We start from the raw sequence: 9543 nt of genomic DNA, 5'->3' as shown, positions 1-9543 counted from the left end.
CGGTAGTTGTCTCAACATTGTTTACAGCCTCGTTTACGGCGCTGATGATGAGATCCTGAAGCATATCTATATCCTCGGGGTCAACGACCTCGGGCTTGAGAGTGAGGGACTTGATAGTCTTTTTGCCTGTGATGGTAACTTCAACAGCTCCGCCGCCTGCTGTGGCAGTGAAATCTCTTGCTTCGATATCTTCCTGGAGCTCAGTGATCTGATCCTGCATTTTCTGAGCCTGCTTTATCATCTGGTTCATGTTCTGAGCGCCGCCGGCATTGATATTCTTTGGTATTCTTGCTTTCATTTTAAAATTCTCCTTTAAAAAGATTGTTTCTTAGTTTTATATCAAGCAAAGTTATATTTGCTTTTGAAGCGTTACTGATCGTCTACAGAGGTCTCTATCCTGCTTTCCACAGCCTTTTTTATAAGGCTTTCCGCAAGATTTTTCTGCTCTGTGACTGTTGTGGCGCATTTCGCCTTGATAAGGTAGCGCTGTCCCAGCACGTTTGCGATAGCCATACCCAGTGAATTTGCGTTCTCTTTGACCTTGAAAAGATCCATAAAGAAGCGGTTCTGGGCGGTGATGAAGATGTAATTTCCCGCTGTGCCTGCGAAAGAGCCGTCAAGACTTCCCGCAACGGCAGGATTTATCTTTTTGAACTCGTCCAGTATCTCTGCCCAGCGGTCGCATGGGCGGATATCCTCGGGTCTCAGCTTTTTCAGGTCTACGGTGGGGATTATCTTCTCGTCCGCGGGGGCTGCGCTCGCCTCCAGTACTTCAGGCTGTTCGGGAGCTATTGCCGTATTCTGTACAGCTCTCGGAGCGGAAGCTATCTTATCCTCCAACTGTTTTATTTTATCATAAATTTCGGAATTGTCAATACTTTCGGGAGCATTCTTTACATTTCCGCAAAGTTTTATGAGTGACATCTCGAATTCAACGCGCTTATTCATGGCGTTCTGCATACGGTCGCGGCATTCCTGCAAAGCCGAGAGCCTGTCCATTACCGCGGAGAGCTCGCTTTTTTCGGCGGCAGCCTTAAGGCGCTGCATCTCGTCGGGCATACACACTATGAGCTTTTCCGCGTTTTCGGGAGAAGCCTTTATTAGCATGACGTTGCGGAACTGCATTATAAGCTCGTCGCACAGCCTTGCAAGGTCCTTTGACATATCGTAAAGGGAAGCCGTTATTGACAGAGCCTTCGGCGTATCCGAGTCCGTTATGGCTTCGAGCATATCGTAAAGGTAGTCTCTTCCTGCGATTCCTGCGGCATTCGAGACCGCCTCGGCGTCGATCTTTTCGGCGCATACCGAGCACTGGTCGAGGAGCGATACCGCGTCACGCATACCGCCGTCCGCAAGCTTTGCTATCATGGCTGCGCCGTCCTCGGTGAGGGAGATATCCTCCTGCTGAGCGATATAGCTTATGCGCTTTGCAATGTCCTCGGGCTTTATCCTGCGGAAATCGTAGCGCTGGCAGCGTGAAACGATAGTTGCGGGAACCTTGTGTATCTCGGTGGTAGCGAGTATGAATTTGACGTATGGAGGCGGCTCCTCCATAATTTTCAGCAGGGCGTTGAATGCGTTCTGTGAAAGCATATGCACCTCATCGATGATGTATATCTTGTATGCGCCGCGCTCGGGAGTATAAACCGCCGCGTCGCGCAGGTCGCGTATATCTTCTACACCGTTGTTGGAAGCCGCATCTATTTCTACTATATCCGTAAGAGCGCCGCTGTCGGCGTCACGGCAGATATCACATTCAAGGCAGGGATTGCCGTCCTTCATATTGCGGCAGTTCACAGCCTTTGCAAGGATACGGGCGCAGGTGGTCTTACCTGTACCCCTTGAGCCCGTGAAAAGGTAGGCATGGGCAGTTTTGCCGCTGATTATCTGGTTTTTCAGAGCTTCCGTAGTGAATTCCTGCGATATGACGTCGTCGAAGGTCATTGGGCGCCATTTGCGGTAAAGTGCCTTGTACACAGCCTTTTCTCCTTTCGCTATTCTTCTTTGCTGTCAGCCTTTTTCATGGCTATTATGCCGCGGTAGTAGTGCTTGAAGTCGTCGGCATTATCTATATTGTTGAGTATCGCAAGGCGGTAGAGCTCCGCGCTTTTCTCGGTATTTCCGAGCATAGCCTGAGCTATGGCAGCTCCGCCCACGGCGCTTGCGTAGTTTTCGTGCTTTTCGATGGACTCACCGAACCATTTCAGTGCAGTCCTTCCGTCGTTCATTTTCAGATACATATTTCCCAGCTCGCAGCGTATCCTGTCGCGGTACTTGTAGTCCTTTGTCATGAGCTCCTTGTAGAGGGACTCCGCCTTCTCGTAATTTCCGCTCCCGACGTGGCACCGTGCTTCAAATATAGGCATTTCGGGTATATAGAAGCCGTTTTCCCTTGCCTTCCAGTAGCAGAGCAGGGCATTGGGATAGATATCGAGTATATGATAACAGCGTCCGCGGTAGAATTCGAGTATAGCCTTTTCCTGATCGGTCAGCTTCTCATCGCCGTTTTCAAGGTCGGTGAACTGCTCGAGAGCCATGCGGTAATTATTCTTGTGGAACAGGTCAAGAGCCTGTTCAAAGAGGATAGAACTGCGTTTCAGACCTGTGAAGGCACTGCCGATGAGCTCCTCGTCGTAAAGGTGGTAGAGCTTGCCCTTGTATTTTGCAAGCATTTCGGCAGAAAAAGCTATCATAAAGAACAGGAAGGAGGCGAGCATAAGGTCGATAACCTCGGTATAGCGGACAGAACCGCCCTTATTCTTTATGGCTTCGTATATCATTATACCTGTCAGCGACAGGGGAACAAAAGCGGCAGCCTTGACTACGGACCGCTTTATGCACAGCAGTACGCGCTTTGCGCGCATTGCGAGGATAGAACGGAACATTTCACGCCCCCCCATGTCTAAAGGAAAATTCCGAAACATAGATGTGCAGGCTTGCTGCGGCACACAACACGCACCGCTTAATGCTGCTCGGTCTCCCGCCTGACATGGTTCACGGGGTCTTGTTGCACAGGGCCCACACATCTATATTTCGGAATTTCACACCCGTTTATACGAGCAGACGATGCTCTTTTAATATGATACCACAATCGGAGAGCTTTGTCAAGGAAATTTTTTTCAAAAAAGGGCTCACGCAAGTGAAAAACTCGGAAAATTCGGGATAATTATTGACAAATTGTGACACAGTATGTATAATGAAAGTAGTATACGCTTGAAAGGATAATCAAATGGTAAAAGGAAACAAAGTCGTAAGGATGATACTGATATTCACGCTTATCATGGGCGTTTCGTCTCTTGTCGTGATGCTTGCGGGCACTATGAAGGAGCGGAATAACAGTTATATCACCATAATCCCCGAGGAAATGGAGCTCGTACAGCTTGAAGCGCCGAAGGAGGGCGCTCCCATAGCCATCGTGGATACTACTGTAGGTGAGTTCAGATTTGTACTTTACCCCGAATATTCGCCGAATGCGGTGAAGAACTTCACCGAGCTGGCAGAGCAGGGCTACTATGACAATACCTACGTTTTTCACTCAGAAAGCGGAGTTTATTCCGCGGCAGGCGCTCCCAACAGGGACGGCAGCGCAAAGGACAACTCCCATGAGCTCGTGAAAAGAGAGCTCCATCAGAATCTGTGGCCTTTCAGGGGCTCTATATTAGCAATGAACACCACCATAAAGCAGAGCTTCAAGGAGAAAATACTGGGCGGCGGCACTTACTTCAACGGAAGCAGGTTCATGCCCGTGAATACAGTCACCTTTGACGAAACCTTCAAGAATGAGCTCAAAGCCTCCTCGGAAAGTCAGGCTCTTGCGGACGCTTTCATAGAGCTGGGCGGAGTTCCCAATTTTTCGCAGCAGATGACGGTTATCGGTCAGACCTACTACGGTCTTGACGTGGTTGAAAAGCTTGCTTCGCTGGAAACGAGGAACGTGGGAAATTACAAATTTCCCGCGGAGGAAGTCATGATAAATTCAGTTAAAATAAGTACTTATTCCGCTGAAGATACCCCCTCGGAAGCCGAAAAATAAGCAGAAATATCACGTCATACACTAAAGTATCTGACGTGATGATACAAAAATATGGTGTAACTCTTTACAAAATGAATTTTTTGATGTATAATATATTAGTTGAAGTGTAATTATTTAATCCTGTCTGCGGACAAGCTCTGTTTTCGTCCGCTGATCAAAAGGAGAGAAATCAATGTTCAGAAAGATCATAGCAGGTATTTTCTGCATTGCTGTAGCTGCTTCGTCACTTTCGTCATGCGGCAACGATTCCAATACCATGACAACAAACGGCACGGACAGCGATAAGACGACTTCTGCCTCCGCAGATGAAACTACCGCAGCAGCAGAGACTACAACAGTCGAAAATGTTGACATAGCAAACTTTACAGCTCCCGAAAAGGGCGACACTATTATAGTAATGAACGTAAAGGACTACGGTACGGTAAAGTTCAGGCTCTTCCCCGAATATGCGGAAAAGGGCGTTGAGAACTTCGTTGAGCTCGCAAAGAAGGGCTACTATGACGGACTGAAGTTCCACAGAGTAATTGCCGATTTCATGGTTCAGGGCGGTGACCCGCAGGGAACAGGCATCGGCGGTGAAAGCATATGGGGCGGCAAGTTCGACGGCGGCACGGATGCTCACCTTATCCATGCTTCTGGTGCTCTTGCTTACGCTAACAGCGGAAGCACAACTACCGACGGAAGCCAGTTCTACGTGGTGACAGGTACAAAGTATACCGCTGAGGACCTTGATGAGCTCGGACAGAGAGGCTATCCGCTTTCCGATAACGCAAAGAAGATATATCAGGAAGTCGGCGGCGCTCCGTGGCTCGACGGAAGCTATACGGTATTCGGTCAGGTCATAGACGGACTTGATGTTATATTCAAGATTCAGAACGTATCAGTTGACGCGCAGAGTATGCCTTACAAGGATCTCATTATGGAGTCAGTCAAGGTAGGCGAATACGACGGCGAGGATATACGCTGGTATATCAGCGATTATGACGAGTTCGACGCCGATGAGATAAGAAACTCCACAGGCAAGGAAAACCTTGATATTGCAAACTTTACAGCTCCAAAAGAGGGAGAAAAGGTGGCAAGCCTCAAGGTAAAGGGCTACGACAAGGAGATAAAGATCAAGCTCTTCCCCGAATATGCGGAAAAGGGCGTTGAGAACTTCATAACTCTTGCAGAGCGCGGATATTATGACGGACTTACATTCCACAGAGTAATAAAGGACTTTATGATACAGGGCGGCGATCCCAAGGGAGACGGTACAGGCGGTGAATCCGCACTGGAAAAGGGCTTCGACGATCATGACACCGATCCCCACCTTATCCATGCGGCAGGAGCTGTTGCTTACGCAAACAGCGGTTCAACTGCCAGCAACGGAAGCCAGTTCTATATCGTAACAGGCGAGGTATACGACAAGGATCAGATAGATCAGCTCAGGGCAGGCGGCTATACCTTTACCGACAATGAGGCTGAGGTCTACTCCACATACGGCGGTGCGCCGTGGCTGGACGGAGGCTATACCATCTTCGGTCAGGTATACGACGGACTTGACGTGGTATTCAAGATACAGGAAGCAGAAACAGGCAGCAACGACAAGCCCACTGAGGACGTTATCATAGAGAAAATAACAATAACGGACTACAGCGGCGGTGATGTTCACTGGAACATCAAGGATTATAACTGATGATCTTCGGGCGCAGTGCCCGGGGTATATGTGTATAAGGCGCTCAGCGCCCCGGAACAAAAGAAAGAAATTCGGGAAAAAATACAGATGACCCGAAAAAATAAGGAGAGAAAATATTTGGATAAGTTTGTTGTAAAAGGCGGAAGACGCCTTGAGGGTGAAGTTACCATAAGCGGTGCAAAGAATGCAGCTGTAGCTATTCTGCCCGCAGTTATTCTGTCAGATGAACCTTGCGTTGTAGAAAATGTACCTTACATCAGCGATGTCAGGATCTGTCTCCATATCCTTGAGGAAATGGGCGCTCAGATCGAAAGCGTGGGCAAAGATGCGTACAGGATCGATCCTACGACAATAAATAAGTTCTGTGTTCCTTATGAGTATGCAAGAAAAATGCGTGCTTCCTATTACTTCCTGGGAGCTCTTCTGGGCAAGTTCAACAAGGCAAGAGTCTCCATGCCGGGCGGATGTCCTCTCGGAGACCGTCCTATAGATCAGCACCTGAAGGCTTTCACAGCTCTCGGCGCGGAGTATACTCTCAGTCAGGGCATGATAGACCTTGTTGCCGATAAGCTCACGGGAAATCAGATATTCTTCGACGTTGTGACCGTCGGAGCTACAATGAACGCCATGCTCGCAGCCGTTAAGGCTGAGGGTCTCACTATAATCGAAAATGCCGCTAAGGAGCCGCATATCGTTGACCTTGCAAACTTCCTCAACTCCATGGGTGCAAATATCATGGGCGCAGGTACGGACGTTATCAAGATCAGGGGCGTCGAGCACCTTCACGGTACAAACTATGCCGTTATCCCCGATCAGATAGAGGCAGGTACATTCATGGTGGCAGTTGCCGCAACAAAGGGCGATGTTCTTATCAAGAACGTTATACCTAAGCATCTTGAGTCGATCACAAAGAAGCTTGAAAAGATCGGCGTGAATATAGAGCAGTACGACGACAGCATAAGGGTATGGGTGGACGGCCCGCTGGTCAAGACCAATGTCAAGACAGCTCCTCACCCGGGTTTCCCTACGGATATGCAGTCTCAGATAGCTACTCTCCTCTGTCTCGCACAGGGCACGAGTATTATTACCGAGAATATCTGGGAGCAGCGCTTCCGCTACGTTGACGAGCTCAGAAGAATGGGCGCTGATATCACTGTAAACGGAAAGGTCGCTCTTATAGAGGGCACAGGAAAGCTCATGGGAGCTCCCGTAAAGGCGTGTGACCTCAGAGCAGGAGCTGCGCTTATCATCGCGGGACTTGCTGCAAGCGGCGTTACCGAGATAGAGGATATCTACCATATCGAAAGAGGATATGACTGCATGGAAGGAAAGCTTCGTGCTCTCGGAGCCGATATCGAAAAGGTCAGCGTTCCCGACAAGTCGGAGGACTCAAAGCCCGACAGCACAAAGGCTGCTGTTTAATTAAGAATAATGGCTGCTGCACAATAGTGCGGCAGCTTTTTCGTCTGTATTTAACACTGCAAATAACTATTTGTAAGGGCTGATGCCTACATCAGCCCGCCGATTTATTATTAAAAAGTCGGGGCGATGCAGACATCGCCACCTACAGATCAATTTATAGATAACGGGCGGATAGTATCCGCCCCTGCACATAAAAAGGAGATATATGAAGGATAAAGGATTATACAAAAAATTATTCACCGTAGTAGCGCCCATAGCCTTCCAGTACTTCATGTCGTCACTGGTCTCGGCTTCGGACGCTTTTATGCTCGGTTTTCTTAATCAGGACTCCCTTTCGGCGGTGTCGCTGGCAGGGCAGATAGCCTTTGTGCACGGCTTTTTCATTTATGCCTTTGTGTCGGGCTGCAATGTCCTTGCGGCGCAGTACTGGGGCAAAAAGGACGCAAAGACCGTCGGGGAGGTGCTGGCGGTAACTATGCGTTATTCCCTCATCGTGGGAATTGCTTTTACACTGGCTGCGCTTATGGTACCGTGCAGCATCATGCGCTTTTTCACAAACGACAGCGAGCTCATACGCCTTGGCGGGATATACCTGCGCGTCGTAGCCCTTTCGTATGTACTCAGCGGCTTTTCGCAGGGATATTTCGGCATTATGAAGGTCTGTGACCTTGCAGGGCTCAGCTCCCTTATCGGAAGCCTTGCCGTGGTGCTGAATATAGTCCTCAATGCTGTATTTATCTTCGGTATCGGACCTTTCTCCGAAATGGGCATTGCGGGAGCTGCTCTTGCGACCGTGATAACCCGTGTTTTTGAGTGCGTATTCATACTGGTTGTGATGATACGCGGAAAGTGTCCGGGGCTCAGCGTAAAAAAGCTGTTCAGGCTCAATAACAAGCCGCTCCACAAGGACTACATAAGGTATACGGCACCGCTGCTGCTCAATCAGTTCGGCTGGGGCGGTGGAGTCACTATGTATTCGGTCATCATGGGAAGGCTCGGAACCGACGCTGTTGCGGCAAATTCCATTGCAGGCATCGTCCGCAGCATGATAGCCAGTCTCTGCTGGGGAATAGCCTCGGGTGTAGGCATAATCATCGGCGGTATGCTCGGCAGGAACGAGATAGAGGACGCCAAAAAGGCAGGCGGAAAGTTCGTGCGGCTGTCCATATGGATAGGTATTGCCTCGGGAATAGTTATACTGGCAGTAACTCCGATTATCCTGAATGTAATAACTCTGAACGACAAGGCGCAGTATTATCTGAAGTTCATGATGTTCATGGCGGCGTACTATATCATAGGCAATTCCCTTAACTCCACAGTTATAGGAGGACTTTTCCCCGCAGGTGGAGACACTCGTTTCGGCATGATATGCGACATTGTGACACTCTGGTGCGTGGTAGTCCCCATGGGCATGATAGCCGCATTCTGGCTGAAGCTCCCCGTACTCGCGGTGGCATTTATACTCACTCTCGACGAGTTTGTGAAAATACCTGCGGTATACAAGCATTACGTGAAGTATAAATGGCTGAAGAATATTACACGATAAAAAAGCAGTCCGTCAAAAAGCTGAGATCAAGCGGTGGCGATGTAGACATCGCCACCTACACATAAACACAGAATATGCAAAATGTAGGGGCTGATGCCCACATCAGCCCCTTCCCGACTATATTATAATAACTTTTTACAAGCAAAAGCAGTCCGTAAGGACTGCTTTTTGTTATTTTTCCTTACCCTCATGCTGTGATATCATCAGCTTTATGGAGCTGTAAAGGTAAGGCTTGAGCTCGTTCAGAGTACACGGCTCGCTGTAGAGTATAGCCGAATAGCAGGTGGAGCTCACAAGCTCTATTATCATGAACAGCATTATCTCGGGGTCTTTTATGCCCTTCGGAGCGTCCTCTAGCATTTTGTTATATACAGATGAGAAGTCGATATCGTCCTCAGAAACGGGCGTGGTTATGGCGCTCTTGAATATGCCCCAGCTCAGGTTTTTTGATATGAACGTCAGCAGGGACTGGTTCTCGTTGAGCTGATTGACGATATTATCAATGATACTGATGATCCTTTCCTCAAAGGGAAGGGTCTCCAGCTTGCCGCCGAGGTCTGCGAGAGCGTTTTTGAAGAGCTGGCTGGACTTGTGTGAGACGAGCTTGTTTCGGATATCATATTTGTCCTTGAAATAAAGGTAGAACGTGCCCTTTGCAACGCCTGCCTTGCTTACAATGTCGGTTATGGAAGTCTTGCTGAAGCCCTTTGTGGTAAAAAATTCAAAAGCTGTCTTGAGAAGTGAATTTTCTTTGATCTTTTTGTTTGTATCGACTTTTCCCATTTTAACGCACCTTTCCTGTAAATCAAAATTTACGCATTGATTACGCCAACCCAAAAGGAAGGGATTCCAAAGGGTTCACAA

The 9543-nt window shown here is 48.6% G+C and carries 8 protein-coding genes and 1 other RNA gene; 4 read left to right on the top strand and 5 right to left on the bottom strand.

Annotation, left to right across the window (positions count from 1 at the left end; genetic code table 11):
- The 4 genes from Q0R37_RS13740 to ffs all read right to left on the bottom strand — a co-directional run.
- Positions 1-298 (bottom strand): YbaB/EbfC family nucleoid-associated protein (locus Q0R37_RS13740; RefSeq protein WP_294755124.1); only part of this gene is annotated, 298 nt, incomplete at its 3' end.
- A gap of 71 nt (positions 299-369) precedes the next feature.
- Positions 370-1977 (bottom strand): DNA polymerase III subunit gamma/tau, encoded by a 1608-nt coding sequence (gene dnaX, locus Q0R37_RS13735; RefSeq protein WP_294755123.1) that lies wholly within the window; start codon positions 1975-1977, stop codon positions 370-372.
- 17 nt (positions 1978-1994) lie between these two features.
- Complete coding sequence (locus Q0R37_RS13730) at positions 1995-2885, bottom strand: hypothetical protein (protein ID WP_294755122.1); 891 nt, start codon at positions 2883-2885, stop codon at positions 1995-1997.
- A gap of 40 nt (positions 2886-2925) precedes the next feature.
- An RNA gene (gene ffs / locus Q0R37_RS13725) (signal recognition particle sRNA small type) lies at positions 2926-3024 on the bottom strand.
- Positions 3025-3229: 205 nt separating this feature from the next.
- On the opposite strand from ffs, the gene Q0R37_RS13720 reads away from it, so the two are divergent.
- The 4 genes from Q0R37_RS13720 (at position 3230) to Q0R37_RS13705 (ending at position 8679) form a co-directional block, all read left to right on the top strand.
- Positions 3230-4033, top strand: coding sequence for a peptidylprolyl isomerase (locus Q0R37_RS13720; protein ID WP_294755121.1), 804 nt, complete (start codon positions 3230-3232; stop codon positions 4031-4033).
- A gap of 172 nt (positions 4034-4205) precedes the next feature.
- On the top strand, positions 4206-5711 hold the full coding sequence (locus Q0R37_RS13715) for a peptidylprolyl isomerase (protein ID WP_294755120.1): 1506 nt from the start codon (positions 4206-4208) through the stop codon (positions 5709-5711).
- Between the two features lie 117 nt (positions 5712-5828).
- Positions 5829-7133 carry a UDP-N-acetylglucosamine 1-carboxyvinyltransferase gene (locus Q0R37_RS13710; RefSeq protein ID WP_294755119.1) on the top strand — a complete coding sequence of 435 codons (1305 nt, stop codon included), beginning with the start codon at positions 5829-5831 and terminating at the stop codon, positions 7131-7133.
- Positions 7134-7338: 205 nt separating this feature from the next.
- Complete coding sequence (locus Q0R37_RS13705; RefSeq protein ID WP_294755118.1) at positions 7339-8679, top strand: MATE family efflux transporter; 1341 nt, start codon at positions 7339-7341, stop codon at positions 8677-8679.
- A 171-nt stretch (positions 8680-8850) separates the two neighbouring features.
- Here the strand turns inward: Q0R37_RS13705 and Q0R37_RS13700 are convergent, their stop codons facing one another.
- A complete protein-coding gene (locus Q0R37_RS13700) occupies positions 8851-9462 on the bottom strand; it encodes a TetR/AcrR family transcriptional regulator (RefSeq protein ID WP_294755117.1) in 612 nt (203 codons plus the stop codon).
- Between the last annotated feature and the right edge of the window lie 81 nt (positions 9463-9543).

Source organism: uncultured Ruminococcus sp., from assembly GCF_946415235.1.
Lineage (GTDB): Bacteria > Bacillota > Clostridia > Oscillospirales > Ruminococcaceae > Ruminococcus.
The sequence above is the reverse complement of the archived record's forward strand: the minus strand, read 5'-3'. Positions and strand labels throughout refer to the sequence as shown.

Bases quoted from the DNA above. Each gene is read 5' to 3' on its own strand.
- Q0R37_RS13730 (WP_294755122.1), bottom strand. From the start codon at position 2,885: ATGTTCCGTTCTATCCTCGCAATGCGCGCAAAGCGCGTACTGCTGTGC.
- Q0R37_RS13720 (WP_294755121.1), top strand. From the start codon at position 3,230: ATGGTAAAAGGAAACAAAGTCGTAAGGATGATACTGATATTCACGCTT.
- Q0R37_RS13715 (WP_294755120.1), top strand. From the start codon at position 4,206: ATGTTCAGAAAGATCATAGCAGGTATTTTCTGCATTGCTGTAGCTGCT.
- Q0R37_RS13705 (WP_294755118.1), top strand. From the start codon at position 7,339: ATGAAGGATAAAGGATTATACAAAAAATTATTCACCGTAGTAGCGCCC.
- Q0R37_RS13700 (WP_294755117.1), bottom strand. From the start codon at position 9,462: ATGGGAAAAGTCGATACAAACAAAAAGATCAAAGAAAATTCACTTCTC.